Raw genomic sequence first — 26,247 nt, 5'->3', positions numbered from 1 at the left:
CCCAACCATTACACAATAGAACGGCATTGGGACTTTTTATCTAAAAAAAGCCGTCTGCTTAAATCGCCATAGCGTGAGTTAAACGATCGCTTGTTAAGCAGATCTCCCCACTCTTTGTTTATAAGAAGTAGAATATGCACTTTCTCTTTTCTCTGCACTGCTGCATCATATACGGTAGCCGTTAGATCACATGGCTTCGTTGTCTTGTGCCAACTAGCCTCCAGCCTACGCAGCACCTGTCGCCGTTCTGGCAAAGCAAGCTAGGCTGAAGTACAGATACAACAAAGTCTAATCACTTTGAACCTTTGCTGTTGTGCTACAAATATCGTCCATATATTTTCCCTACAGTGAGCGTTAAGCGAGCTCGAGCTCTGAAATCAGCTTTTGCACAACGAGCTTGGATTGACTGTTTAGTCCGGTCAAAGGAGCTGGTAGACACGGGGATTCGGCATAGCCCAATAGTTCAGCAGCACTTGCCATTACGCGCATTCCACCGAGATTATCTGAGAACAGTTGCCACAGTTGGTCATATTTTAGGGAGAGTTGTTTCGCTTGCTCAGGGTTGCAAAGTTTCGCTTGCTCAAACAGATGTTGAGCCGTTCTTGGGAACAAACCGGCTAGAACGGAATACCAAACATCACATCCGGATTGAATGCCATTAGAAGCAAAGGCGTCACCACTAATGCCAATCGTGACATTGTCTGGCACAAGTTTTTTCAGCTGCTGAACTCTGCGTTGGCCCTGATCTTCAAATTGCATCCCAGGGAACTTGATTGACTGCACCATTTTCAGCTTTGCGACCTCTGCATGGAGCTGGTCACTAAAGGTAAAGTGAGTGGCGGCTGGGTTGTCATATACACAAATCGGGATCGAAACACTTTCAGATACACGGCGATAGAGTTCATAGACTTCCTCATCGAATAGCCGTTGATAAGAAATTGGCGCGAGTAAAAGTCCTTTGGCTCCGAGCTGCTCCGCTTGCTCAGCATTCGCGAGCACATCCCTTAATCGCAAAGACCCGATGCCGACCAAGACGGGAATATCTCCCGCCATTTCGACAGCAGTTGAGATCGCATGATGTTTTTCTTGTGCGTTTAAATAAGGATATAAACCTGTCGAGCCTAACGCACATATAGAGTCTACTTGTGCATCGATTAATCGACCTAGAACCTGACTATATGCGGTAACATCCACTCGCTCATCCGGCATTGGGGTAATAGGGAAAGCACTGATTCCATTAAATATCATAGATAAATTCCTTTCATTACGTGTGTTTATAGAGAGCTAAGAGACAATAATGAAAAAACCACTAACAAGTGATATCTTAGTTATAGTCATAAAACTTTATTGTCATGGTTTGATATAAATATTGTCATAGGACAAAGATGAAGGTCAAGATAAAAGGGCAAACCGGACAGGAATTATTTGAGTCTGTCCGTTGTTCAATTGCGTCGGGGCATCTCAAAGAGGGGGACGCGCTGCCACCTGTAAGAGAGCTCGCAGCAGAAGTCGGTGTTAATAGAAATACTGTTGCAGGCGTATATCAGCGCCTTGTAAAATCAGGTCTCGCCGAGACTAAAGGCCGTTTAGGGACGCGTGTGAAATCTCGCCATTCAACCCAACAACAAGACGGCATAACAGAAACGAAATTAATGGATCTTGCTGACGGTAACCTCCGTAAAGAGTGGTTTCCAAGCCTTGACCAATTAGCTGCAAAAGCGCAATTAAGACAATTTGTGTATGGTGAAGCGCCCATTTTGCCTGAAATTGATCAGTTTGGTCGTGAATGGTTCAAGGACGAATGTCCGGCCAATATGGGCCTTTCGATAACAAGTGGTGCGGTTGATTCATTGGAACGCCTGATGTCGGCCCATCTATTACCTGGTGATCAAGTTATAGTCGAAGACCCTTGTTATCTGGGGTCATCGACGGCAATCAAGTTGGCAGGTATGCATCCAGTCGGGGTTAGCATTGACTCAGATGGGATGGTCGCCGATGAACTTGAATCCAAACTCAGCAAAGGTGCTCGTGCGGTACTGATTACCCCAAGAGCGCACAACCCGACGGGATGCTGTTATAGCAAACAACGAGCAGAAGCGATTCGAGAAGTTCTCAGTCGCTATCCAAATGTACTGGTGTTAATCGATGATCACTTCGCATTACTTGCTGAGCAACCTTACTACAATTTAATTCCCGAAAACTCATTGTATTGGGGTGTTTTTCGCTCAGTCTCAAAAGGGCTGGGACCGGATCTCAGGCTTGCTTTCGTAGCGGCTGATCCAGTTACAACTGAACGCCTTCAAAGCCGACTGACTATTGGTATGAACTGGGTGAGTCGTATCCTGCAATCTTTAGTTATCACCGCACTGAAATCTGACAGTATCGACCAGCAGCTTCAAGTGATGAGCCAACACTGTAGACAAAGGAATCAATGGTTGATTGAAGCACTTGCAGCGAATGGATTATCTATTCAAGGTCCTGTTGAAGGTGTAAATTTGTGGGTTCCGGTCAATGGTGACCCTCAAGCCAGCGCATACGAGCTATCTAAGCATGGTTGGTTGGTGAGACCTGGTAGTCAGTTTGACATTGATGGGAAAGCGCTTGGATTACGAGTGACTACAACTAAACTTAGCCAAGAGCTTGCTTTGCAGTTAGCTAAAGATATTGTGCAGGCTCATAACTAACTTTGTGTAAGTGGATTTAAACACTTGGATACATAGTATCGACTACAGAATGATCGTTTAAATTTTCAAGATACTCATTCTAATCTGGTAGAAAGTTTTAGACTTACGCTCCTAAATTGCTTTTGTCCAAAAATGAGTTGGCTAGACTTTTCGTATCCTTCTTTATCCCAACCTCTGCTTATTTGTGATGGTGTCACGAAATATGGGGGGTAGTTTCAAAGTAGCGGAAATAATTTCAATGAAACTGAAACCTACACTTATGTAGGGACCGCTTAAGAGTGAAATTATTTAGAAAATCGGTTGTAGTTATTACGCGGGTTCATGTTTAGTTTTCCGTTTAAGCACATTGAAAAAAGCTGAAAAATTCCGCTTAACACCGAAATTTAGTACTAAAAATTCACTTAACAGTGAAATAAATCTTAGTGCAGGTGTAACTATTTTTTATATTTTTATTTAATTTTCAATTTCTTATGTTTGCTTGCGTTGATGCGAAAAAACTACAAATTTCCCTACATTTGAGCGTCATTTTTTACGGTCAAAAAACAGCACATATAAACCCTTTCTAACTCAGTTTTGCCCCATTTCGAGTTGGAGTAAAAGCTCATACATGTTTCGTTAACATTGATTTGGCTTAGGAGAGCTAATCGACTGTGTAAAAGACTAGGTTAGTTTCATTTGTTAGGTGCAAACCAATATTTATACTCACAGCTCACACTAGAAAAATTCCCTACAGTTGGTGGTTAAAAGAACATATCAATTTACTTGGTATAGTTATAATTATCTGAAATAATCTCCCTCCAACTCTTGTTCAACCAAGTAATATCAATGCTTAGGAGTCTTTCCAATCAATCCCTTGCACTATTGTTTTTTCTGTGTACCATGATTAAACCAACTTAATTTTAAACTTTGTTTAGAGATTATGAAAAAAAAGATCTTTGGTATTGAGGTACCACCTTCGCAAAGAGAGAATGAATTAGCTTTACTTCCACAAGATATGTGGTCGCTAGTAGAGCCAAAACTTTGCGGATTTAGTTCAAAGGGGGATTACTTATCATGGGATGAGTTTATTACCAGAACCCCTCAATTCAAAGAGCATAAGCAAGCGGCATGGTTTGTACTAAAGCTCCGTAGAAACTTAGAAACTGTTGATAAATTATTTGCTTATGATACCGATGGTAAGCTCGAACTTTTGCGCTATAGCCCGTCTTCTCTCATGGCTAAGATGCATAAGATTGAGCGTCTTTCTACTTTAAAGCACTTAGAGCTAGGTGTTGGTAATCGACAAGGGTTCTTGTCAGCCAGTCTTATCATGGAAGAAGCCATAACTAGCGCACAGCTAGAAGGGGCAGCGACAACAAGACCTGTTGCTAAAGAAATGCTTTCAACAGGTAGAGAGCCTAGAGATTTCTCAGAAAAGATGATTGTTAATAATTATCAACTAATGACATATGCTAAAAGTGTAATTGACGAGCCGTTATCGATTGAACTAATTCAGCGTTTTAATCAAGTTGCTACGCAGAATGTGTGTGAGAATGATCATATTGCGGGAATGATCAGGAATACACCGATAGCGGTAAAAGACGTTTTATATAATGAAACTATTCATGAAGCACCAGATGCGGATAAGTTGGGTGGGCTTCTTTATAGATTATGTGAATTCGCAAATACAGAGCACCTAGATAATGAATTCATACATCCAATTGTCAAAGCCATAATTCTTCATTTTATGGTCGGTTATATTCATCCTTTCAGTGATGGTAACGGCAGAACGGCGAGAGCTTTGTTTTATTGGTTCTTGCTTAAAAGTGGTTATGACAATTTCCAATATGTGTCAATTTCATCGTTGCTAAAAAGTTCAAAGAATAAATACGCACGTGCATTTGTGAAAACAGAAACAGATCACTTTGATGTCACTCACTTCATTGATTTCAATATGAATATCATAATTCGCGCGCTAGAGAATTTTACAAAGTATATTCAAAATAAAATTGATGAAATTCAAAAAACCCGCTTGGATATACATAAGTCGCCTTACTTTAATGAGTTCAAACTCCCCCATATTACTATCATAAAAAAAGCTCTAGAAGATGCAGGGCGAGAGTTTACTGTAAAGGAGTGTCAGGTAGAGTTTAATGTATCATCGACAGCCGCCAGAGCGTATTTAGATAAGTTGTCGAAGCTTGGGTTGCTGATTAAACATCCAATTAAAGGGCGTCAAATGGGATATATAGCTCCAAGAAACCTTAGGTCACGCCTTAAGATTGATTAGAATTGGTATCAGTGCAAAAACACTTAACAATAAGGAGAAGATAGGTGTCGAGCAGACACTTAATCTGAATTGGTCAGTATCTGCAATACTGAACACTTCACTAAGGTACTTTGCGATATCTGAACTAATTCAATGGCAACTAAATTAGCAAAGCCACTGAAAAGCTTCTGTCCAAAAATGAGTTGGCTAGACTTTTCGTATCCTTCTTTATCCCAACCTCTGCTTATTTGTGATGGCGTCACAAAATATCGGGTGTAGTTTCAAAGTAGCGGGTGTAGTTTCAAAGTAGCGGTAAGAGTTCCAATGGTAATCCCCCCGAAAATTAATCCCATGCAAAAGTAGAATTTTCTCGTATAGTAAATACAGGAGATTCAACATGAAAAAGTCACGTTACACGGACAGTCAGATCTTATCTATTCTCAAGCAGGCTGAGGCTGGTACACCTGTTCCTGAGCTCTGTCGTGAGCATGGAATGAGCAACGCAACCTTTTACAAGTGGCGTTCGAAATACGGTGGTATGGACGCATCCCTTATGGCGCGGATGAAAGAACTCGAAGATGAAAATCGACGGCTTAAAAAGATGTATGCGGAAGAACGCCTTAAAGCAGAGGTGATCTCAGAGGCGATGGCAAAAAAGTGGTGAAGCCCTGTGAGCGTCGATTGATGGCTCAGCGTTCGGTGGCGAACTATCACATCAGCATTAAAAGTGCATGCTATTGGTTTGGGATCAGCGAGACCTGCTATCGCTATAAATCGAAGCTTCAACCTGAGAATGAGTTGATAGCTCAAGAGTTAGTAACGCTGTGCAACAGTGAAGACTGCTCTGACTGGGGCTTTGGCCTGTGTTTTCACCATTTGCGGAACGTTAAAGGGTATACATGGAACCATAAGCGGGTTTATCGGATCTACTGCGAATTGGCTCTAAACTTACGTATTAGGCCAAAACGACGCCTGAATCGCCATACGCCAGAGCCTCTTAAAGAGCCGATTAAAACAAACCAAGTTTGGTCCGTGGACTTTATGCATGATCAGCTATCTGATGGCCGGAAGTACCGTTTATTCAATGTGATAGATGATTACAAACGTGAAGGTCTGGCGTCAGAACCTGATTTTTCAATGCCCACAGTACGAGTCACTCGGATCTTAGAGCAGCTCATCGAACAACGAACCAAACCTGTTGCGATCCGCTGCGACAATGGTCCTGAGTTCATTAGCCATGCGTTTATTAAATGGGCCAACAACCACGACATTCGAATCGATTATATTCAGCCAGGGAACCCACAACAAAACGCGTATATAGAAAGGTTCAACCGTACTATGAGGTTTGGCTTAGTGAGTAAGTATTTGTTTGACACACTTGAAGAGGTTCAAGATCGGGCGACCCAATGGTTATGGTTCTACAATCATCAACGACCACACCTTGCAAATGGAGGGTTCCCACCACTAAAAACGGCAGCATGAATTCTACGAATAAATGCGGTTAATAATGGGAGGATTACCCAATGAAACTGAAACCTACACTTAAGCTGTTGATTCGAGATAAAACCTTGCTTCATTAATCATGCTGTATATACTAACAGTGTGCTGTATAAACTTACAGGTAGATTATGAAACCCTTAACGCCCCGTCAAACCGAAGTGTTTGAATTGATCCGTCGTAACATTCAAGACACAGGCATGCCGCCAACTCGCGCTGAAATCGCCAAAGAGCTGGGCTTTCGCTCGGCCAATGCTGCCGAAGAACATTTACGCGCCTTAGCTAAAAAAGGGGTGATTGAGATGATCCCCGGCGCTTCGCGCGGGATCCGTATTAGCGAAGACCATTTACCTGCTAATGCCGCGAATGACGAGCCAGAAGAAATCGGCTTGCCGCTGATTGGACAAGTGGCCGCAGGTGCCCCTATTTTGGCACAACAACATGTTGAGTCGCACTATGCGGTCGATGCTAATTTGTTTCATCCGCATGCCGATTATCTGTTGCGGGTGCAGGGCATGAGCATGAAAGACATCGGAATTATGGATGGCGATTTATTAGCAGTGCATAAAACCAACGATGTGCATAATGGTCAGGTGGTGGTGGCGCGCTTAGACGATGAAGTCACTGTGAAGCGCTTTCAACGTGACGGAAAAATGGTCTACCTGCATCCCGAGAACGAAGCGCTTTCAACTATCGAAGTTGATTTAGAGTATCAAAGTGTTGATATTGAAGGTTTAGCGGTGGGGATCATCCGTACCGCAGACTGGATGTAGTTACTCCCTAAAACTAAGTTCCCTTCTTTTTAAAGCCCAAATTATAGCAATTTGGGCTTTTGTCGTTTACTTCACAGCTTTTATTTTAAATGTCTATATTTATAACATTATCTTTACAATTATTTAACTAAGCGTCTATTTTATAAGCAGTAAGGTATTTTAATTGCGAAGCCTTGCTGCTTTGGGAAGGGAGTTTTCCCTTATTTTGCGGCCACTTTATTATTGTAAGCAGCGATGTTTGCAATGAAGTGACCGGCCTTGGCTACGAGCAAAGGAGAGCGCTGTGGGCCGATGGATACCGCTAGTATTGCTGGCATGTTGGGTGAATCAAGCATGGGCACAACAAACGATGTCGTTCAATTTACGCCCTGGTGTCACCGCCATTAGTGAGCAGGTTTACGGCTTGCACATGACTATTTTTTATATATGTTGTGTCATTGGGCTGGTGGTGTTTGGGGTGATGTTCTGGGCGATTTTTCATCATCGAAAGTCCAAGGGAGCCGTTGCCGCACAATTTCATGAGAGCACCAAAGTTGAAATTGTCTGGACGATAATTCCCTTCATCATTTTGATCGGCATGGCGATTCCTGCCACAAAAACCTTATTAGCGATGGAAGATCCTTCCGATGCCGATCTCACTATTCAAGTCACTGGTTCGCAGTGGAAGTGGCACTACCGCTATTTTGATCATGAGCTGGAATACTACAGCGTTTTGGCCTCGGATATGAAGCAAGTACAGGGCAAGCTTGCTAAGCGCGATAACTACTTATTGGAAGTAGATCATCCACTGGTGCTGCCAGTCGGCAAGAAGGTTCGTTTTTTAATGACTTCGGAGGATGTGATCCACTCTTGGTGGGTACCCGACTTTGCGGTCAAAAAAGATGCTAATCCGGGTTTTATTAACGAGGCCTGGACCAAAATTGACCAGCCGGGGATTTACCGCGGCCAATGTGCCGAACTTTGCGGTAAAGACCACGGCTTTATGCCGATTGTGGTGATTGCCAAACCTCAGGAGGAGTACCTTGCTTGGTTGGCTCAGGCCGAAGCCGCTTACGTAGAGAAGCAGCAACAAGAGTTGGCCATGGTGGCGTTGACCATGGATAACGAGGAGCTGATGTCCTTAGGCAAAAGCGTTTATGAGAAGACTTGCGCCGCCTGCCACCAAGCCAATGGAGAAGGCCTGCCAGGGGTATTCCCTGCCTTAAAAGGCAGCCCAGTTGCGACCGGTGATGTGAACCAACATATCGACATGGTGGTGCATGGGGTGGCAGGAACCGCGATGCAGGCCTTTGGTAAGCAACTCGGTCTGAAAGAATTAGCGGCAGTTATTAGCTACGAGCGGAATGCTTGGGGGAATGATACGGGCGATATGGTGCAGGCTAAGGATGTCGCGGCAGTACAAGACGCGGCCAAGTAGCCATGGTTGGATAAATCGATTGGTGATAGCGGAACGACTAAGGACGTTGCCATGTTCAAGTACGACACGACGCGGCGCAATAGGCAATAGAAGGGAGAGTTAGATGAGCGCGACCACGGAGCTTAACCCGCAACAGGTAGAACATCACCACGCACCGCGTGGCTTATTGCGCTGGGTATTAACCACCAACCACAAAGACATTGGCTCAATGTATTTGTGGTTTAGCTTTGCCATGTTTATTACCGGCGGCGCGATGGCGATGGTGATCCGTGCAGAGCTATTCCAGCCGGGCCTGCAATTGGTGGAGCCAAACTTTTTTAATCAAATGACCACCATGCACGGCTTAATCATGGTGTTTGGCGCGGTGATGCCCGCCTTTACTGGCTTAGCTAATTGGTTGGTACCGATGATGATTGGCGCTCCCGATATGGCCTTGCCTCGTATGAATAACTGGAGCTTTTGGATCTTACCCTTCGCTTTTACCATGTTATTAGCCTCGTTATTTATGGAGGGGGGTGGGCCTAACTTTGGTTGGACGTTTTACGCGCCACTTTCCACCAAATATAGTCCCGATAGCACCGCCTTATTTGTGTTTTCGGTACATATCATGGGGATCAGCTCCATTATGGGCGCGATTAATGTGATTGTGACCATCATGAATTTGCGTGCCCCCGGTATGACTTATATGAAATTACCCTTGTTCGTTTGGACTTGGTTGATCACCGCCTTCTTGTTGATTGCGGTGATGCCGGTGTTGGCGGGAGCTGTGACCATGGTGCTTACCGATAAATACTTCGGCACTTCGTTCTTCGATGCCGCAGGCGGGGGCGATCCAGTATTGTTTCAGCATATTTTCTGGTTCTTCGGCCACCCCGAAGTGTACATCATGATTTTGCCTTCATTTGGCATTATTTCGGCGATTATTCCCGCTTTTTCTCGGAAGAAACTCTTTGGTTATGCATCGATGGTGTATGCCACTGCCTCGATTGCCGGTTTAAGTTTTGTGGTTTGGGCCCACCATATGTTTACCACGGGGATGCCGGTGGAAGCCGAGTTATTCTTTATGTTTTGTACCATGCTGATCTCGGTGCCAACCGGGGTTAAGGTCTTCAATTGGGTTGCCACCATGTGGCGCGGCAGCCTGACGTTTGAAACGCCGATGCTATTTGCCGTGGCCTTTATCGTACTTTTTACCATTGGCGGTTTCTCTGGTTTGATGCTGGCGATCACGCCAGTGGATTTTCAATACCATGATACTTATTTTGTGGTGGCGCATTTTCACTATGTGTTGGTGACGGGGGCTATCTTCTCGATTATGGCGGCCACCTATTATTGGCTGCCGAAATGGAGTGGCAAGATGTATGACGAGGGGCTGGGGCGCCTGCATTTTTGGTGCTCGCTGATATCGGTGAATGTATTGTTTTTCCCGATGCACTTTCTTGGTCTAAGTGGTATGCCGCGGCGTATTCCCGACTATGCGCTGCAATTTGCCGATGTGAATGCCATCGTCAGTATTGGTGGCTTCGCCTTTGGTTTGTCACAATTTATCTTCCTGTATCTGGTGATCAAGTGTATTCGCAGCGGTGAGCCTGCGCCAGCGAAGCCTTGGGAAGGCGCGGAAGGTTTAGAGTGGGATAATTTGCCATCACCTGCGCCCTACCATAGTTTTACTACGCCGCCGGAGATTAAATAACATGGCTGCCCACCGCCGTTTAGTGCTTCGGCTGCTATTGGTGGTGGTGGCGATGTTCGGCTTTGGTTTTGCTTTGGTTCCGCTTTACGATGTGTTTTGTAAGGTGACAGGGATTAATGGTAAAACCGCCAATCAGGCCAGTGAGTTAAGCACTATTGCACCTCAGAAACGCAGTGTCACGGTGGAGTTTATCACCTATGTACCGCGCGCCTTAAATTGGCAATTTGGCGCGACCGTAAATCGAATTAAGGTTCACCCAGGGGAAAGCCTATTGGTTGACTTTAGCGCGACCAATCAGAGTGCCCTGACTACCACGGTGCAAGCGGTACCTTCGGTCAGCCCCGGTTTGGCGGCCAATCATTTTAAAAAGATCAGCTGTTTTTGTTTTCAACAGCAAACGCTTACCCCGGGGCAGCGGCAAACGATGCCGCTGAATTTTTATATCGATCCAGAGTTACCCAGAGACATTACCACCATCACTTTGGCTTACACCTTATTTGCGGTTAGTGCGGATGAGCCGGAGCTGAGCAATACGGCGCAACAGCGTGCCGATGGAGAGCAGAGCAATGACGCAGCCTTATGAAAAATATTATGTTCCCGCCCAGAGCGTGTGGCCAATTATGGGGGCTGTGGGCTTATTTTTAACCGCGATGGGGGCGGGCTTTACAGTACAACAAATGGGCTCAGAACTTAACTATGGTTTGTGGATCTTAGGCTGTGGTTTTGTGGTGCTGATTAGCATGCTGTTTGGCTGGTTTGGCAATGTGATTAGCGAAAGCATGCAAGGCCACTATAGCGCGCAAATGGATCGCTCGTTTCGCCAAGGCATGAGCTGGTTTATTTTCTCTGAGGTGATGTTTTTTGGTGCCTTCTTTGGCGCTTTGTTTTATGCCCGAATGATTGCGGTGCCGTGGCTTGGCGGTGCCGGCAATAATGCCATGACCGCAGCGGTATTGTGGCCTGAGTTTGAAGCCATTTGGCCATTACTCGATACCCCTGGGGGGATCCAAACTGAGGCCATGGGTTGGTACGGCTTACCATTGTTGAATACACTTATTTTGGTGACATCTTCAGTTACCTTGCATTTCGCTCATGTCAGTTTAGAAAAAGATAAACGCACGTCCTTGAAGTTGTGGTTAGCCCTCACCTTGGTATTGGGCTTTTCCTTTTTGTTTTTTCAAGTTGAAGAATACCTACATGCCTATCAGGAATTGGACTTGCGTTTAGACTCCGGTATTTACGGTAATACTTTCTTCTTGCTCACTGGTTTTCACGGTTTACACGTCACCCTTGGTGCCTTGATGTTAACGGTGATGCTGCTGCGGGTTTTAAAGGGGCATTTTAGTGGCGATAAACATTTTGCGTTTATGGCGGCCAGTTGGTATTGGCACTTTGTTGATGTGGTGTGGTTGTGCCTATTTCTATTTGTTTACGTGTTGTAAGTGTCCGTTTAGTAGGGGCGAGGATGAGGTTGAATAAGGCCAGTGGCGAGGGCAAGTAAGATCAGGGCGATAATTAGCACGCTGAATAGCAAACGTCGCCCAAGGTAATGACTCATTGGTTTATCACCGCCTTTAAGCATTACCCGCAGCGCCATCAGCATATTAAGCATCACAATTAGGATAAATACGGTAATCACTATTTTTATGAACATCACTAAGCTCTCTTCATCGATGAATAAAAAACCAGTGTCTTATCGGCTACTGTCGTTTGTTGTGCTGATGGTGGCGCTCATCGCACTTATGCTCAAGCTTAGCTTATGGCAATGGCAACGGGCGGAGCAAAAGCAAGTTTTGTTAGATCAGTATCAGCAGCAATCACAGCAAATTATTAGTTTAGCTGAGGCGGTGGCGCAGGGCGGCAAGGCTTTTCAATTAGTGACCCCGGGCGAGCTTAAAGTGCTTGGTCCGCGCCTATGGTTAGACAATCAAATTCAGCAGGGCCGAGTGGGTTACGATTTATATTCATTGGCGCAAACTGCACAAGGTAAGGTTTTGATCCGCCAAGGCTGGCAACCAGCCAGTTATGATCGCCAGCAACTGCTGTGGCCAGTCGAGGGAGATCAGCAGGCCGAAGTTTATCGACTTCGTTATATTAGCTTACCGATATTGGCCAATTCACAGCAGTGGTTAGAGGTATTACCACAAGGTTTACGCGCTCAGCAGCTCAACCTCGCGGGTCTTGCCCAGCAATGGGGAATTCACTTACTGCCGTTTATCTTGGATCGCCAAATTGACACTTCGCCGCAACAGTTAATTGCAATGCCCGTGCAAAAGCATCAGGCCTATGCCTTGCAATGGCTATTGATGGCGGTAGTGGCGTGCGGCTTTAGTATTTACTTCCTTAAACGTAGCTACGGAAAGGAGTCGCGATGAGCAGCCAATCGCAAACTGTGCTCAAGTTAGCGGCAGTATTCTTGTTACCTCTGCCTGTAAATGGCAGGGCTGACAGCTTGTTCAATATTGATTTCATCAAACGCAGTTATGTGAAGGAGTTGCGATGATCAGCCAACAGAAAACTATGCTCAAGTTAGTGGCGGTGTTTTTGGTGCCGATACTGTTGGCTTGGTTAGTGCTAAAAATGGGGTGGTTTGAGCGGGGTACCTTAAGCCATGGCGAATGGCTAGAGCCGCCAGTGCAATTGAGTGATTATCCGCAGGGGAAGTGGTCGATTGCGCAGGTGGTGGCCAAACCCTGTGAGCAGGATTGTCTGCAGCAATTCCAGCTGCTCTCCAAGGCTTGGATGGCTTTAGGGATAGCCAAGCAAAAGACCCAGCGCTTGGCCTTGCTGACCAAGGCCGCCGCTTTAGATGAAGGTTCGAGCTTGGTTGAGGAGACCCAGATTGCTGCATTGAGCTTGGCCAATAACCAGCAGCAAGCTTGGGCACAATACGATCAACGCTGGTTGGTGGTCGATCCTACAGGCTGGGTCATTATGAGCTATCAGCCACAGCAAGGTTATACGCAGGTAAAGGGGCTTATTTCCGACCTGCAGCGTTTGATTAAAAACTCCCGTTACCAATAAAAGAGGGGGGCTGAGCAGAGGAGGATGACAATGCAAAAAGGATTAATGGCTGCAATGTTATTGGCCCTAGTGGTGATTGGCCTTGGCGCTTTTACCCGTCTCACCGATGCGGGTTTGGGTTGCCCGGATTGGCCTGGTTGCTACGGGCATTTTGCGGTGCCGCAAACTGAAGCACAATTACAGCATGCAGCGGTCCATTTCCCCGAGCGTCCCTTAGAAAGACAGAAAGCTTGGCATGAAATGATCCATCGTTATTTTGCCGGTGCGCTGGGTTTATTAGTGCTGGCTTTAGCGGGCTGCGCTTGCTGGCGCAAACAACAGCGAGGCATCGCTTTGTTGGTTTGCTTGTTGATTGGTTTTCAAGCTATTTTGGGGATGCTCACCGTTACCAAGGGCTTAATGCCCTTAATCGTAATGGGTCATTTGCTGGGGGGCTTCTCGGTGTTAGCACTATTGTTTTGCTGGTATAACCGGGTTAAATATCCGCCTGCTAAATCGCGATCGCGGATCTGGCCGCTGGTTTTGGGCTTGGCAATATTGGTGCTGCAACTGGCCCTTGGTGGCTGGACTTCGGCCAATTATGCAGCTATTTCTTGTCAGGGCTTTCCGCTGTGCCATGAAGACTGGCAGCAGCTTTATCAGTTAAAGGCCTTCGATCCCCTGCCTCATTCCCCTACCGGCAATTATGAATTTGGTGTATTGAGTCATCCCGAGCGGGTCACAGTGCATGTAAGTCACCGAATATGGGCTGGCGTTACCGCCTTATATTGGTTGCTGCTCGCCATGAGTTATTTGCTACGCCCGAGCAGCGCGCTAGAGCGTCGCCGCGCCTCGCGTTTACTGTTGGTATTATTCACTCAGTTGGGGTTGGGGCTGGCCAATGTTTGGTGGCAGCTACCCTTGTTGGTGGCGGTGGCACACAACTTAGTGGCCGCGTTGTTGTTATTGAGTGCGCTGAGTCTGCTATTGGCGTGTTATCAAAAGGGCGGCGTGACTGCGCCGCGCGAGAAGGAGAGGCTTTATGGCGAAGTTGAATACCCTAAGCTGGTCTAAACCCTTAATCAATATTAATTGGCGAGCGCTGTATAAGCTGACCAAACCCAAGGTGGTGGCACTGATTGTATTAACGGCGGTGGTCGGAGCCTGTTTAGCGACTTCTGGTTTACCGCCTTGGCAGGCCTTATTGCTGGGGAATCTTGGGATCGGTTTAATGGCGGCAGGCGCGGCGGCTTTTAATCACTACATCGATAGTGAAGCCGACGCCAAAATGGGGCGAACTCAGGGACGTCCGCTGCCCACTGGCGCAGTATCCAATTATTTGGCGCTACTATGGGCTTCGGCTCTGTCGGTATTGGGTTTTGTGCTGTTGTACTTTGGGGTTAATCCCTTGACCGCTTGGTTAACTGCCGCCAGTTTGGTGGGTTATGCAGTGGTTTATACCTTGTGGTTAAAGCGTGCCACTCCCCAAAATATCGTGATTGGTGGCTTAGCAGGAGCGATGCCACCTTTACTCGGCTGGACGGCGGTTAATAATAGTATTTCGGCTGAGCCTTTATTGTTGGTGATGTTGATCTTTACTTGGACACCGCCACATTTCTGGGCCCTTGCCATCGCTCGGCGTAAAGAATATGCTAAGGTGAATATTCCGATGTTGCCGGTGACCCATGGGGTGGCTTTTACCAAATTGTTGATCTTGATGTACAGCGTATTGCTGTTTGCAGTGGCTTGGCTACCATTTTTGGTCGGCATGAGCGGCAGCCTGTATTTGGCCTTCAGCTGTCTGTTGAACCTGCGCTTTATTCAACTCGCTTGGCGTTTATATGGCGGCGATAACCACACCGACGCGATGCGCCTATTCGGTTTTTCCATCGTGTATCTGATGTTGTTGTTTTTGGCCCTGCTCGCGGATCATTGGCTATTTTCCTTGTTATAGTCTGGGCTAAAGTCAAAGGCTGCCAGCCTTGATTTATCTTGGTTGAGTGTTAGGACGATTGGGTGAGTGATTGCTTATTTGTCTTGATTCGGTTTTAAGAGTTGCTCCACTGCGGGGTAACTTTTACACTGAATTTTGGTTTATTAACGCTAAGTAGTCATGAGATCTGTCCGACTTAAGGCGATCGCCGCCATCGCTTTACCAATGATTTTATCGAACATTACTATTCCTTTGTTAGGCTTGGTGGATACCGCTGTAATTGGTCATTTAGACCAAGCGCATTATCTGGCTGGGGTTGCGCTGGGTTCAATGATGATCAGCCTCGTATATTGGCTATGTGGCTTTTTGCGAATGTCGACCACCGGGCTGGTTGCTCAGGCAGTGGGTTTGGCTGATATGACCGCGTTGCTGAAGGTCGCGTTGAGTTCGGTCTTACTGGCTGTGTTACTCGGTTGTTTATTAGTGTTGTTTCAGCAGCCAATTTTGTCGCTAGGCTTGAGTTTGGCTGGTGGTGGGGAACTTAGTTTGCACTACGCCGCCGAGTATTTTTCAACACGGATCTGGGGCGCCCCAGCGGCACTGCTAAATTTGGTGTTGTTAGGTTGTTTACTGGGCTTACAAAATGCCCGTGCTCCAATGGTATTACTCATCGTCGGGAATTCATTGAACATTGGCTTAGACCTTTGGCTGGTCTTGGGCTTGGATATGAAGGTGCAGGGCGCCGCCTTAGCCACTGTCATCGCCGACTACCTTAGTCTTGCTCTGGGCTTATATTTGTGCCGTCAATCCTTAACCCGCTTGGGGCTGAGTATGACCGACATTGCTACGGCACTCAGGGGCTTAGCCTTCGATCAATTTAGCCGTTTACTGCGTCTTAATCTGGATATTTTCTTTCGCTCTTTAAGTTTGCAGCTCTGTTTTGCTTTTATGACGTTTCAAGGCAGCCGGCTGGGTGAAAATATTGTGGCGGCCAATGCGGTACTGCTTAATTTTCTGATGTTTGTCTCTTTTGCTCTCGATGGGGTCGCCTATGCGGTGGAAGCCTTAGCGGGGAAAGCCAAGGGAGCTCAAGATAGAGCCCAGTTTGTTGGGGTGATAAACGATTGTTTACTGTTAGCCGCAATATTCGCTTTGTTGTTTAGTCTTGGTTTCTATTTATTTGGTCCCAGCTTAATCAATCTTCTCACCGATATTAGCGAGATTAGAGCGACCGCTAATCAATACTTGGCTTGGATGTTCGTGCTGCCTGTGGCCGCGGTATGGTGCTTTATTTTTGATGGCATCTTTATTGCGACAGCGGAAGGCAAAATGATGCGTAATTCGATGTTGTTGGCCAGTGTTGGGGTATTTTTCCCAGTATGGTGGTTGAGCCAAGATTGGGGGAACCATGCTTTGTGGCTCGCCATGTGCAGCTTTATGGCTGCCCGGGGCTTAAGTTTAGCCTACACTTATCGACTGGCCTTAAATCGACATTGGTGGTTTAAAGCCACGCCAGTGGGATGAATCTTCGGGGCCTAGCGACAACGGGATTTGACCGGTCAATGTTAATCCAGCCATCAATTGATGAGTGAGCAAGACGAGGATTTTGCAGCACTGTTGCTGAGGGGAATACAACAGCAATAAACCACTCTCTGGTTGATTGCTGTTGTTTATTCATTTTCATTTCGCAGGGGTGGTTTGCTAAACCGCGTTGTGATATCCCAACTGACGCCAAGCCTCGTAGGCAAATACTGAAACCGCATTCGATAAATTCATACTACGGCTATTGGCTAACATCGGGATCCGTAATCGATAAGTGCTGTCAATTTGGCTTAAAATCGCATCGGGCAAGCCCCGCGTTTCTGGGCCAAACATCAGATAGTCATTCTCGGCAAATTGAAAGTCGCTATGAAACCCGCTGCCTTTGGTGGTGCAAGCCAACAAGCGTGCTGGTTGTTCGCTCTCTAGAAAAGCCTGATAGTTGGCATGGCGTTTCACTTCGGCAAATTCGTGATAATCCAACCCTGCGCGTTTTACTTTTTTGTCGTCCCAGGCGAAACCCAAGGGCTCGATTAGATGCAAACTGCAGCCACTATTGGCCGCTAAACGGATAATTGCGCCAGTGTTTTGCGGAATTTCGGGTTCAAATAGCACAATATTAATCATGGTCGGTCCCAGTCGTTGCAAAAGCGCTATTGTAGTGGCAAGCGTAGGCTAACTTCCAGCCCTTTACCGGAATGATTATGCGCACTAATACTGCCACCATGCTGGCGAATCGCCGATTCGGCAATCGCTAAGCCGAGGCCAACACCACCACTATCTCGATCGCGTGCTTCGCCACAGCGATAGAAGGGGCGGAAAATATTGTCTAATTCACTCTCGTCAATCCCCGGACCATCATCCCGGATGACAATGACTAAGTACTGTTGCTCGATGCTGGCCTCAAGCGTAACTTGCTGTTCGGCGTACTTTAACGCATTGCGGCAGATGTTTTCTAAGGCGGAGCTGAGTAATTGCGGGTAACAAAGCAAACTTAAATGTTCAGGATATGTGGCCTTAAATTTCTTACTCAGTTGTTCCGCTTCGAAGTTGCAATCATCGACTAAATCAATCATGAGTTCATCGAGCTGAGCTTGCTGTCGTTGCGCGTTTACTTGCATTCTTGATAGGGATAATAAGGCGTTAATCATCTCGGCCAAACGCTGTGATTCACGTTCGATGCGTTCGACTTCGGCACTACTGCTTTGGCGTTTTTTGTGTAAAGCCAGCGCCATATTGAGACGGGTGAGTGGTGAACGCAGCTCGTGAGATATATCACTTAATAAACGTTGTTGGTTGCTAATCGCCTGATTCAGCGTGTCGACCATGCGTTGTAAACTTTCTGAGAGCTGACCAATTTCGTCACCGCGATTAATTTCTGGCAGCTGGGTGTCTAATTGCCCCCGTGACAGCTTGTTGGCAGCGCTCTGTAGCCGTTTGAGGGGACTCACAATATGTCGGGTCAGCAAGAAACACAGTGCCAGACTTAGCAGGATGGCTACCCCTGCGAGAACCCAGGGGGAAGAGCCGTGTAACGGGAGCAGGTTGTTCATGAGCTCTGGGCTTCGGCGGCGCTCGAGGTAAAGCAAGTAGGTTTTGTCATCCAAGGTGATTGCCCTTGGTCCGATAAACACCCGATCACGGTCGAGCATAATCCGTGGATTGTTGACCTGGTCGTGATTGGCAATAAAGCGGCGTATGGCGCGGTCTACTTGCGGATGATTTACCACCAGGCCTTGTTCATCGACCAGAAAAGGCATGGTAAAACGTCCGCCACTATGCGGGGCGGGGCGTTGATTGAAGGCTTTGTTCGGGTTGTTTTGGATCCGCTGTTCGAAGTCTTGTAAGTTTTTCAGTGCCCATTCCGGCGCCGCAAAGTTATCGGTGCTTACCAGTCGTGACATGTTAAATGCCACAAAGGCGGTTATCAGCAAAATTAACCAGAAGGACACGAATATTTTGACAAATAGATTATTGAGTAGTCGTTTCATGTTTACCACTCCAACCACATGTAACCTTTACCACGCACGGTTTTTATTCTTGGGAGTTGGTCTTTTCTTGGTGGGATTTTTTTTCTTAGATTGCTGATGTGCATATCTAAGCTGCGGTCGAAGGCCTGCAGCCGTTTACCTAATACGGTTTGATTCAGCTTATTCTTATCTAATAGTTGGCCTGGATGCTCCAGCAGTTGCTGCAACAACAGTAATTCAGTGCTGGTGAGGTCTAGTTCAACATCTTCACAATGCGCCTGTTGTTTGGCAACCGACAGTGTTAAGTCTTGATGGCAAATTAAATCGCCATGTGCTTCAGAGCTGGGCGCGTTTTGGGTGCGGCGCAAGATGGCTCGGATCCTTGCCAATAATTCCCGTTCACTAAATGGCTTGGCTAGGTAGTCGTCGGCGCCAAGCTCTAAGCCAAGGACTCGGTCAATTTCATCGCCTTTAGCGGTGAGCATTAATACCGGCTGTTGGCTGTCTTTGCGAAGCTCTTTTAAGACTTCGAAGCCATTTTTCCCAGGCATCATCACATCTAGTAGTACTAAATCATAACTTGTTTGTTGCAGTTGCTTTAAGCCGCTCAGACCATCGTTGCATACTTCACAGTCAAATCCTTCTAAGGCCAATAATTCGCCGAGTAATTCGGTGAGTTCTTTGTCGTCATCAATTAAAAGCAGCTTCACAGTTGATTCCTAGGTGATCATTGATAGCTAAAGTGTACAAAAATTCCTTGGCTTTGCGGATCTATCATAGGCTCATTTACATAGCTTTACACTTCCTTGCCATTAGTTTGCATTGGCCGCTATATACTGAAAATGTCTGAAACATACGAGGATTTAAAAATGAAAAAGCTACTTGTGACTACCTTACTTGGAACCCTGATTCTTGCCCCTGCTGCTTTTGCTGCCAATGGCAATCGACACGATGGTGAAGGTATGCGTGATAGAGATGGCCATCCGCGAATGCATTTAATGCGCGAACTTGATTTAACTGCTGCGCAGAAAGCACAAGTTAAAGAAATTATGCAGGCCAATAAGCCAAGCGGTGAGACAAAGCAGCGAGATGGTGAGCGAGCTCAGCGTAACATGATGCATCAGCAACATATGGCGATTGTGACTTCGGCTACTTTTGATGAAAACGCAGCCAAAAACTTACTTAAAAAAGAGCAAGAGAAGCATCAACAACGCGCTTTACATATGATGCGTTCGCAGAATGCGATATACCAAATACTGACTCCGGAACAACAACAGAAGTTCCAGCAGTTAACAGAACAGCGTATGGAAAAACGCGGGCAAATGAAAAAAGATGGTAAACACCAAAATTACCAACAAGGTGAAAAGCAACACAAAAACGCTAAAGCTAGCACTTAAGGGAGCAGCTTCTATACTTTACAAAACTTTCCCGTGAATTTGTAAAGTGGAAAAACAAAATTACCAGCGTTTAGTGACCCGCGCTACACAGCTTGCAAGCTGTGTAGCGTTGTTTTTATTACTGATAAAAAGTGGTGCCTATTTATATACTGGCGCAATTAGTATTTTGGCGTCGTTGATTGATTCACTCATGGACATTGGCATGTCCTTGGTTAATTTATTGGCGGTGCGTTACGCACTACAACCCCCCGATAAAGAGCACCGTTTTGGTCATGGAAAGGCTGAACATCTCGCGAGTATCGTGCAAGCTGCCTTCATTGTGGGTTCGGCTTTCATGTTGCTATATAGCGGTACGACCGAGTTAATGCGCCCGCAAGCTTTACAGCACAGTCAGTTAGGTATTTGGGTCATGATCGTTTCTACTTTGATTACAATTGCCTTAGTACTTTTCCAAAAATATGTCGTTAAGAAAACTAATAACAGTTTAATTAAAGCTGATTCGATGCATTACGCGATGGATGTTTTTATGAATGTGGCAGTGCTTGTAGCCTTATTTCTTAGTCAATATGGATGGTATTGGGCCGATGGATTGTTTGCAGTGTTGATCGCCCTATATATTTGCTATGGTGCTTTTGGAATTGGTACAGATGCAGTGCAAAATTTATTGGATAGAGAGCTTCCTCGGGCTTTCCAAGTTCAGGTTTATCAAATTGCTTTGAAGCTTGCTGGCGTGTTGGGAGTACATGATGTTAGAACTCGCCAGTCGGGTCAGACTAAATTTATTCAACTCCATCTGGAACTAGATGATAAACTCACCCTTTACCAAGCTCATGATATTGCCGATAAGGTAGAGGCGGCATTGTTAGCGCAGTGGCCAGAAGCCGATATCTTGATCCATCAGGATCCCCAGTCGGTGGTGCCAGAAGAAAAGAAACAACAGTTTTTGTAAGGTGAAGTAAGTGGCAAAGCTAAGGGATTATCAAATTAAACAAACGTTAGCCGAAACCGTTTGGTTGCAAATTCGTGATGAAGCGCACCGAATGGCTGAAGATGAGCCGATGTTATCCAGCTTCTTCTATTCGACGATTTTGAACCACCATACGCTGGCCTCGGCCTTGAGCTTCCAATTAGCAAGTAAGTTGGATAGCTCAACGGTACAGGCGATCTTGTTGCGTGAATTTATTGAAGAAGCTTTATTGGCTGATCCGAATATTTTGGAAGCAGTGGCGGCTGACATTGTGGCAGTGAAAGATCGTGACCCGGCAGTAAAATACTACGCGATCCCCTTGTTATATCTGAAAGGTTTTCATGCTTTACAGGGCTACCGTGTGGCAAATTGGTTGTGGCATCGTGGGCGCTTGGCATTAGCGCGTTATATGCAAAACCAAATCTCGGCGGTGTTTGCTGTAGATGTTCATCCGGCGGCCACCATCGGTAAAGGGATCATGTTCGACCATGCCACTGGCATCGTGGTCGGTGAAACCGCGGTGATTGAAGATGATGTATCAATCTTACAATCGGTGACTTTAGGGGGAACCGGGAAAGACCGAGGCGATCGACATCCAAAAGTTCGTCAAGGAGTGTTGATTGGTGCGGGTGCAAAGATCCTTGGCAATATTGAAGTGGGACGCGGCGCAAAAGTAGGGGCGGGTAGTGTAGTTCTCGAGGATGTGCCAGCGCATACCACGGTTGCTGGCGTACCAGCAAAGGTGGTGGGCAGACCCAGTTGTGAGATGCCAGCCATTGATATGGGGCAAAATATCTAATTTAGTCGGTGGCGGCGATATAGGCGAAGCGCGGCATTGTTTGGCCGTCCACAACGACCTCTTCAACAAACATATGATAGGGCCGAACCCACAGTTTACCTTCTCCGTATAAAGGTCGGTAAAGTACCAACTGTTCTTCGGTTTCAGAATGGGTCACGGTATCGATCACTTGGTATTCCGGACCTTTGTAATGTCGGTATCGACCTTTCTTTAATTTCATGTTTATAAATTCGACAACTAGTTAGGTAAATAGAGTTCTACCCTTGTTGGGCATAGATGACAAGAGTATGCTGCTTTAAAGTAAGTCTTTATCAATATGTGAACACGATTAGGGTTCATTTATCCATGAGGACTGACTGTAGATAGAATATCTAGAGTGAGGTTAACAACAGATTAACGGGAGTAGGTTGATGTCTTTTGACGTATTGGAAAAATTAGAAGCAAAGGTTCAAATTGCAGTCGATAGTATTGAATTACTACGTATGGAAATTGAAGAACTCAAAGAACAAAATAGTAAGCTGAGTGATGAGAATAGTCATCTGTTACAAGAACAACAAGCTTGGCAAGAACGCCTTACTGCCTTGTTAGGGCGTATCGAAGACGTTCAAGCCGAGTAAGCTTAAATTCGCTTGGACCTTATTCGATATCGAGTGGTTCAGGCGATAAAATCACGCCAGTGGTGTCGGCATAAATATGATCTTCCGGTAAAAAAGTGACGCCACCAAAATTGACCGGAATATTCACATCACCAGTTTCGTCTTCGGCGTCAGCACCAACAGGAATGGAAGCCAGTGCTTGGATCCCTATATCTAAATCTTCAAGCGCGTCCACATCTCGAACACAACCGTAAACAATAATGCCATCCCATTCATTTTCGGCTGCAGCTTCGGCGATGGTTACATCGAGCAAGGCGCGTCGCAATGAGCCGCCGCCGTCTATCAACAATACCCTACCGGTGCCAGGCTCCTGAACGACCTGAGCAATTAAGCCTGAATTTTCAAAACATTTGATGGTGGTAATTTCTCCCCCAAAAGAGTTTCTGCCACCATAACTGGCAAACATGGGTTCGACGACATCAACCGTATCTGCGTATAGGTCACAAAGTTCAGAGGTGTTATATTCCATGGTCTGGATCCTAAATTGGCCCGAGTTATCGCTACCAGTATAAACACTAAGTCGCGGTTTTCAATTAAGAAATAATAACTAAGCTAGAAAAGCAAAATAACCCGGCTGCAGACCGCATTACGGGGCTTAAAGGGGATTAGCAGAGTCATCAAATTGATAACTCTGCGAGGTATTTATAAAATGAAACGACTTAAATCTTCGTCGGCGACTAATTCGTCTAAAGATTTATTGACGTAATCGGCGTCGATGATCTCTTTCTGACCTGAATTATCAGAGGCCACAAAGCTTAATTCTTCCATTAATTTTTCCATCACCGTGTGTAGCCGACGAGCGCCAATATTCTCGGTGCGTTCATTCACTTGCCATGCCGCATCGGCAATCCGACGAATCCCTTCTTTGGTGAACTCAACGTCTAGGCCTTCGGTGGCCATTAGCGCCTTGTATTGTTCGGTTAATGAAGCATTAGGTTCGGTGAGGATCCGCTCAAAATCATCTGCACTGAGTGCATTCAGACTAACACGGATCGGCAAACGCCCTTGTAATTCAGGGATCAGATCGGAAGGTTTCGCGACCTGAAAAGCGCCGGATGCAATAAACAGGATGTGGTCGGTTTTTACCATGCCATGTTTGGTGCTTACAGTTGAGCCTTCAACCAGTGGTAGTAAGTCGCGTTGCACACCTTCTCGGCTTACATCTGGGCCTGAAACATCGCCGCGTTTACAAATTTTATCGATTTCATCTAAGAATACGATGCCTTGGTTTTCAACCGCGTACAGGGCTTTTTCTTTGAGCTCTTCTGGGTTGACCATTTTAGCGGCTTCTTCTTCCACCAATAATTTGAAAGCTTCTTTAATTTTGAGTTTACGTTTCTTGCTATCTTTGCTGCCAGATAGGTTTTGAAACATACCTTGTAATTGATTGGTCATCTCTTCCATGCCCGGAGGGGCCATGATTTCGACACCTATCTGTGGCTGAGCCACATCAATTTCAATTTCTTTGTCGTCAAGTTGGCCTTCACGCAGTTTTTTACGAAAAGCCTGGCGAGTCGAGTTGTCTTCTTTCTTCTCATCATGACCAAAGCTGTCTTTTGCTGGGGGCAGTAGAGCATCGAGGATCCGATCTTCTGCTTGGTCTTCGGCTCGAAAACGAAATTTTTCGGTTTCTTGCTCGCGGGTCATTTTGAAGGCAACATCGGCGAGATCGCGAATAATCGTCTCAACTTCTTTTCCAACATAACCGACCTCGGTGAATTTTGTAGCTTCTACTTTAATGAATGGGGCGTGCGCTAGTTTCGCCAAGCGCCGTGCAATTTCGGTTTTACCGACGCCTGTTGGGCCTATCATTAAGATATTTTTAGGCGTAACTTCATGGCGCAATTCATCATTGAGTTGCATTCTGCGCCAGCGGTTGCGTAAGGCAATCGCCACTGCGCGTTTGGCTTCAGATTGGCCGATGATGTGGTTATCTAATTCGGAGACAATTTCTCTGGGGGTCATTTCAGACATAATTTTTTCCTGCAAAGCTTTAAGCTTTCGCGTCTAATTCTTCAATAGTATGGTACTGGTTGGTAAACACACAAATGTCACCGGCAATGCTCAGGCTTTTTTCAGCAATTTGACGTGCGCCTAAATCGGTGTTTTGTAATAGGGCGAGAGCCGCAGACTGAGCAAAAGGCCCTCCAGAACCGATGGCGATTAAGTCGTGCTCAGGTTGAACCACGTCACCGTTACCAGTAATGATTAATGATGCTTCGCTGTCTGCGACTGCCAGTAGGGCTTCTAGTTTACGTAGCATGCGATCGGTTCGCCAATCTTTGGCCAGCTCTACAGCTGCCTTGGTAAGGTGACCTTGATGCATTTCTAGTTTTGCTTCGAAACGTTCAAATAGGGTAAATGCATCGGCAGTGCCGCCAGCAAATCCGGCCAACACTTGACCGTGATAAAGGCGGCGAACCTTCTTTGCGTTGCCTTTCATCACGGTATTGCCAAGGGAAACTTGGCCATCGCCAGCAATGATCACTTTGCCGTTGCGGCGTACGGAGACGATAGTAGTCACGATATTTCCTCAGTTTATACAGCTAACCATAAGAGTTAACTTGGCTATCTCAATGAAGTGGGGGGGCGTCGATAATTTTTCAAGGTATAAGCCAAAAACTGTGGTGCTTTAGTTGTGATTAAATAATTTCAACAACTGTTGCTGTTGTTCATCGTTGAGTGATGCGAAGTGACTCAATAGTACCCGTAATAATTTGGATTTTGCCAGTTGATGCTGCTGAGAAGCGTATTGTAACTGGTTTATTGCGGAGGCATCAAAGGTGAAAGTACAGTGCCGAAAGGTGCTGCTAGGCTTGTCGGCGGGAGCCTTTTTTGGATTGAGGCTCGGTTTTCCTAGTGCATAGTTTTCGGCATCATCGATGAATTGTTCGACGCTTATCTTTTTGGCTTGGCGGCGGCGATGCGGTTGCTTTTTTAAATCAGTTAAACTCATGGGAGTCTTCTTGCTGGATGGCGAGTAATTCAGTCACTATCGCTTTGATCTCATTGGCAGCTTTACCTTCGGGCTCTATCTCTAACACCGAACGGCCACTTTCTTCACTATCATCGTAGAGATTGCGAGCGAAGGTCACGGAGTCGAGCACGTGTAAGCCGAAGGAGCGACAAACTTCTTTGGCGTCGAGGATCCGATTTGCTTGGTTGGGCAGAGATGGGCATTGGGTGATGACAAAACTAGCGACCATTTTAGGGTTGACCATTTTACAGGTACTGAGCATGTCTTCCATATGCGGAAGAGTTTTAAGGTCACGGCGTTTGGGTCGTAGTGGAATTAATACATATTTTGCGACTGACATTGCTGCACGCATGGCTAAGTTGTCTTGACCACCACAGTCCACAATCACAAAATCGTAGCCATTTTCTAGGCTGAGTAAGTCCTTGCGGATTTTTCCGTAGAGTTGAATACAGTTAATCCCTGGTAGGGATTCATCTTCGTTGCGGGCTTGGATCCAATCGGAGGTAGTGCGCTGCGGGTCGCAATCAACCATTAAGATATTTGCGTCAAATTCGGTTTTCAGGTGAACGGCAATATTTTGTGCTAAGCAACTTTTACCACTACCACCCTTTTCCCCACCAACAAGTATCAACATGGTTCATCCCTCTTCTGCAACTTGCGACCAATTATAATTACTGGCTTTGTGGTACAAGTT

Annotated in this window: 29 protein-coding genes; 18 read left to right on the top strand and 11 right to left on the bottom strand. The window is 46.0% G+C overall.

The features are described from left to right. Nucleotides 1–354: 354 nt before the first annotated feature. Nucleotides 355–1,248, bottom strand: coding sequence for a dihydrodipicolinate synthase family protein (locus tag ACRRS1_RS20065; protein WP_432468873.1), 894 nt, complete (start codon nucleotides 1,246–1,248; stop codon nucleotides 355–357). A gap of 137 nt (nucleotides 1,249–1,385) precedes the next feature. On the opposite strand from ACRRS1_RS20065, the gene ACRRS1_RS20060 reads away from it, so the two are divergent. The 8 genes from ACRRS1_RS20060 (at nucleotide 1,386) to ACRRS1_RS20025 (ending at nucleotide 11,754) form a co-directional block, all read left to right on the top strand. After that, complete coding sequence (locus ACRRS1_RS20060) at nucleotides 1,386–2,684, top strand: aminotransferase class I/II-fold pyridoxal phosphate-dependent enzyme (RefSeq protein ID WP_432468874.1); 1,299 nt, start codon at nucleotides 1,386–1,388, stop codon at nucleotides 2,682–2,684. 919 nt (nucleotides 2,685–3,603) lie between these two features. Continuing rightward, complete coding sequence (locus ACRRS1_RS20055) at nucleotides 3,604–4,953, top strand: Fic family protein (RefSeq protein WP_432468875.1); 1,350 nt, start codon at nucleotides 3,604–3,606, stop codon at nucleotides 4,951–4,953. Between the two features lie 376 nt (nucleotides 4,954–5,329). Then, nucleotides 5,330–6,414 (top strand): IS3 family transposase gene (locus ACRRS1_RS20050; protein WP_432462919.1). Its coding sequence is split into 2 segments (ribosomal slippage): nucleotides 5,330–5,579 and nucleotides 5,579–6,414, totalling 1,086 coding nucleotides; the frame shifts between segments, so codons are not numbered across the junction. 146 nt (nucleotides 6,415–6,560) lie between these two features. After that, nucleotides 6,561–7,202, top strand: coding sequence for a transcriptional repressor LexA (gene lexA, locus ACRRS1_RS20045; protein WP_432455754.1), 642 nt, complete (start codon nucleotides 6,561–6,563; stop codon nucleotides 7,200–7,202). 349 nt (nucleotides 7,203–7,551) lie between these two features. After that, on the top strand, nucleotides 7,552–8,619 hold the full coding sequence (coxB, locus tag ACRRS1_RS20040) for a cytochrome c oxidase subunit II (protein ID WP_432456132.1): 1,068 nt from the start codon (nucleotides 7,552–7,554) through the stop codon (nucleotides 8,617–8,619). Nucleotides 8,620–8,722: 103 nt separating this feature from the next. Continuing rightward, nucleotides 8,723–10,312 (top strand): cytochrome c oxidase subunit I, encoded by a 1,590-nt coding sequence (gene ctaD, locus ACRRS1_RS20035; protein WP_432455755.1) that lies wholly within the window; start codon nucleotides 8,723–8,725, stop codon nucleotides 10,310–10,312. Between the two features lies 1 nt (nucleotide 10,313). After that, nucleotides 10,314–10,895, top strand: coding sequence for a cytochrome c oxidase assembly protein (locus tag ACRRS1_RS20030; RefSeq protein WP_432463897.1), 582 nt, complete (start codon nucleotides 10,314–10,316; stop codon nucleotides 10,893–10,895). After that, a complete protein-coding gene (locus ACRRS1_RS20025) occupies nucleotides 10,879–11,754 on the top strand; it encodes a cytochrome c oxidase subunit 3 (RefSeq protein WP_432468876.1) in 876 nt (291 codons plus the stop codon). Before ACRRS1_RS20030 ends, ACRRS1_RS20025 begins: the two co-directional genes overlap by 17 nt. A gap of 8 nt (nucleotides 11,755–11,762) precedes the next feature. On the opposite strand, the gene ACRRS1_RS20020 is transcribed toward ACRRS1_RS20025, so the two are convergent. Continuing rightward, entirely contained in the window at nucleotides 11,763–11,966 is a 204-nt protein-coding gene (locus ACRRS1_RS20020; protein WP_432455758.1) for a DUF2909 family protein, read from the bottom strand. Here ACRRS1_RS20020 and ACRRS1_RS20015 point away from each other — a divergent pair. The 6 genes from ACRRS1_RS20015 to dinF all read left to right on the top strand — a co-directional run bounded on the left by ACRRS1_RS20015 (nucleotide 11,959) and on the right by dinF (nucleotide 16,772). Further along, nucleotides 11,959–12,687 (top strand): SURF1 family protein, encoded by a 729-nt coding sequence (locus tag ACRRS1_RS20015; protein WP_432455759.1) that lies wholly within the window; start codon nucleotides 11,959–11,961, stop codon nucleotides 12,685–12,687. The genes ACRRS1_RS20020 and ACRRS1_RS20015 overlap by 8 nt on opposite strands. After that, entirely contained in the window at nucleotides 12,684–12,815 is a 132-nt protein-coding gene (locus ACRRS1_RS20010) for a hypothetical protein (RefSeq protein WP_432460276.1), read from the top strand. Before ACRRS1_RS20015 ends, ACRRS1_RS20010 begins: the two co-directional genes overlap by 4 nt. Beyond that, nucleotides 12,812–13,336 (top strand): hypothetical protein, encoded by a 525-nt coding sequence (locus tag ACRRS1_RS20005; RefSeq protein ID WP_432468877.1) that lies wholly within the window; start codon nucleotides 12,812–12,814, stop codon nucleotides 13,334–13,336. The genes ACRRS1_RS20010 and ACRRS1_RS20005 overlap by 4 nt, the downstream gene beginning before the upstream one ends. A 30-nt stretch (nucleotides 13,337–13,366) precedes the next feature. Then, nucleotides 13,367–14,389 (top strand): COX15/CtaA family protein, encoded by a 1,023-nt coding sequence (locus tag ACRRS1_RS20000; RefSeq protein WP_432460274.1) that lies wholly within the window; start codon nucleotides 13,367–13,369, stop codon nucleotides 14,387–14,389. Beyond that, nucleotides 14,358–15,269: a heme o synthase gene (cyoE, locus tag ACRRS1_RS19995; protein WP_432455763.1), complete on the top strand. Its 912-nt coding sequence runs from the start codon at nucleotides 14,358–14,360 to the stop codon at nucleotides 15,267–15,269. The genes ACRRS1_RS20000 and cyoE overlap by 32 nt, the downstream gene beginning before the upstream one ends. A 159-nt stretch (nucleotides 15,270–15,428) precedes the next feature. Beyond that, nucleotides 15,429–16,772 carry an MATE family efflux transporter DinF gene (gene dinF, locus ACRRS1_RS19990; RefSeq protein ID WP_432468878.1) on the top strand — a complete coding sequence of 448 codons (1,344 nt, stop codon included), beginning with the start codon at nucleotides 15,429–15,431 and terminating at the stop codon, nucleotides 16,770–16,772. A gap of 177 nt (nucleotides 16,773–16,949) precedes the next feature. Here the strand turns inward: dinF and trmL are convergent, their stop codons facing one another. Genes trmL through ACRRS1_RS19975 form a run of 3 tightly spaced genes read right to left on the bottom strand, consistent with a single transcriptional unit; the run spans nucleotide 16,950 to nucleotide 19,467 of the window. Next, nucleotides 16,950–17,414, bottom strand: a complete 465-nt coding sequence (trmL, locus tag ACRRS1_RS19985) for a tRNA (uridine(34)/cytosine(34)/5-carboxymethylaminomethyluridine(34)-2'-O)-methyltransferase TrmL (protein ID WP_432455765.1) — start codon at nucleotides 17,412–17,414, stop codon at nucleotides 16,950–16,952. Nucleotides 17,415–17,440: 26 nt separating this feature from the next. After that, nucleotides 17,441–18,778: an ATP-binding protein gene (locus tag ACRRS1_RS19980; protein ID WP_432455766.1), complete on the bottom strand. Its 1,338-nt coding sequence runs from the start codon at nucleotides 18,776–18,778 to the stop codon at nucleotides 17,441–17,443. Between the two features lie 2 nt (nucleotides 18,779–18,780). After that, a complete protein-coding gene (locus ACRRS1_RS19975; RefSeq protein WP_432460270.1) occupies nucleotides 18,781–19,467 on the bottom strand; it encodes a response regulator in 687 nt (228 codons plus the stop codon). Between the two features lie 159 nt (nucleotides 19,468–19,626). Here ACRRS1_RS19975 and ACRRS1_RS19970 point away from each other — a divergent pair, with 159 nt between their 5' ends. The 3 genes from ACRRS1_RS19970 to cysE all read left to right on the top strand — a co-directional run bounded on the left by ACRRS1_RS19970 (nucleotide 19,627) and on the right by cysE (nucleotide 21,920). Beyond that, nucleotides 19,627–20,154 (top strand): Spy/CpxP family protein refolding chaperone, encoded by a 528-nt coding sequence (locus ACRRS1_RS19970; RefSeq protein ID WP_432455768.1) that lies wholly within the window; start codon nucleotides 19,627–19,629, stop codon nucleotides 20,152–20,154. 46 nt (nucleotides 20,155–20,200) lie between these two features. Beyond that, nucleotides 20,201–21,103 carry a cation diffusion facilitator family transporter gene (locus ACRRS1_RS19965; RefSeq protein WP_432468879.1) on the top strand — a complete coding sequence of 301 codons (903 nt, stop codon included), beginning with the start codon at nucleotides 20,201–20,203 and terminating at the stop codon, nucleotides 21,101–21,103. A 91-nt stretch (nucleotides 21,104–21,194) separates the two neighbouring features. Further along, nucleotides 21,195–21,920: a serine O-acetyltransferase gene (gene cysE / locus ACRRS1_RS19960; protein ID WP_432456133.1), complete on the top strand. Its 726-nt coding sequence runs from the start codon at nucleotides 21,195–21,197 to the stop codon at nucleotides 21,918–21,920. A 1-nt stretch (nucleotide 21,921) separates the two neighbouring features. Here the strand turns inward: cysE and ACRRS1_RS19955 are convergent, their stop codons facing one another. After that, on the bottom strand, nucleotides 21,922–22,140 hold the full coding sequence (locus ACRRS1_RS19955) for a DUF1653 domain-containing protein (protein ID WP_432455770.1): 219 nt from the start codon (nucleotides 22,138–22,140) through the stop codon (nucleotides 21,922–21,924). Nucleotides 22,141–22,330: 190 nt separating this feature from the next. Between ACRRS1_RS19955 and zapB the strand changes: the two genes are divergently transcribed. Further along, entirely contained in the window at nucleotides 22,331–22,537 is a 207-nt protein-coding gene (gene zapB, locus ACRRS1_RS19950; RefSeq protein WP_432455771.1) for a cell division protein ZapB, read from the top strand. A 19-nt stretch (nucleotides 22,538–22,556) separates the two neighbouring features. Here the strand turns inward: zapB and rraA are convergent, their stop codons facing one another. The 5 genes from rraA to ACRRS1_RS19925 form a co-directional block, all read right to left on the bottom strand. Further along, on the bottom strand, nucleotides 22,557–23,045 hold the full coding sequence (gene rraA / locus ACRRS1_RS19945; RefSeq protein ID WP_432455772.1) for a ribonuclease E activity regulator RraA: 489 nt from the start codon (nucleotides 23,043–23,045) through the stop codon (nucleotides 22,557–22,559). Nucleotides 23,046–23,218: 173 nt separating this feature from the next. Beyond that, nucleotides 23,219–24,550: an HslU--HslV peptidase ATPase subunit gene (gene hslU / locus ACRRS1_RS19940; RefSeq protein WP_432455773.1), complete on the bottom strand. Its 1,332-nt coding sequence runs from the start codon at nucleotides 24,548–24,550 to the stop codon at nucleotides 23,219–23,221. A gap of 19 nt (nucleotides 24,551–24,569) precedes the next feature. Further along, complete coding sequence (gene hslV / locus ACRRS1_RS19935; RefSeq protein ID WP_432460268.1) at nucleotides 24,570–25,100, bottom strand: ATP-dependent protease subunit HslV; 531 nt, start codon at nucleotides 25,098–25,100, stop codon at nucleotides 24,570–24,572. 108 nt (nucleotides 25,101–25,208) lie between these two features. Then, nucleotides 25,209–25,532: a replication protein RepA gene (locus tag ACRRS1_RS19930; protein WP_432455775.1), complete on the bottom strand. Its 324-nt coding sequence runs from the start codon at nucleotides 25,530–25,532 to the stop codon at nucleotides 25,209–25,211. Next, complete coding sequence (locus ACRRS1_RS19925) at nucleotides 25,519–26,187, bottom strand: AAA family ATPase (protein ID WP_432455776.1); 669 nt, start codon at nucleotides 26,185–26,187, stop codon at nucleotides 25,519–25,521. Before ACRRS1_RS19925 ends, ACRRS1_RS19930 begins: the two co-directional genes overlap by 14 nt. Nucleotides 26,188–26,247 lie beyond the last annotated feature (60 nt).

It is taken from the genome of Agarivorans sp. Z349TD_8, from assembly GCF_050870825.2.
Classification (GTDB): Bacteria; Pseudomonadota; Gammaproteobacteria; order Enterobacterales; family Celerinatantimonadaceae; genus Agarivorans.
Note: the sequence above shows the minus strand (reverse complement) of the source record. Positions and strands in the feature narration are given on the sequence as shown.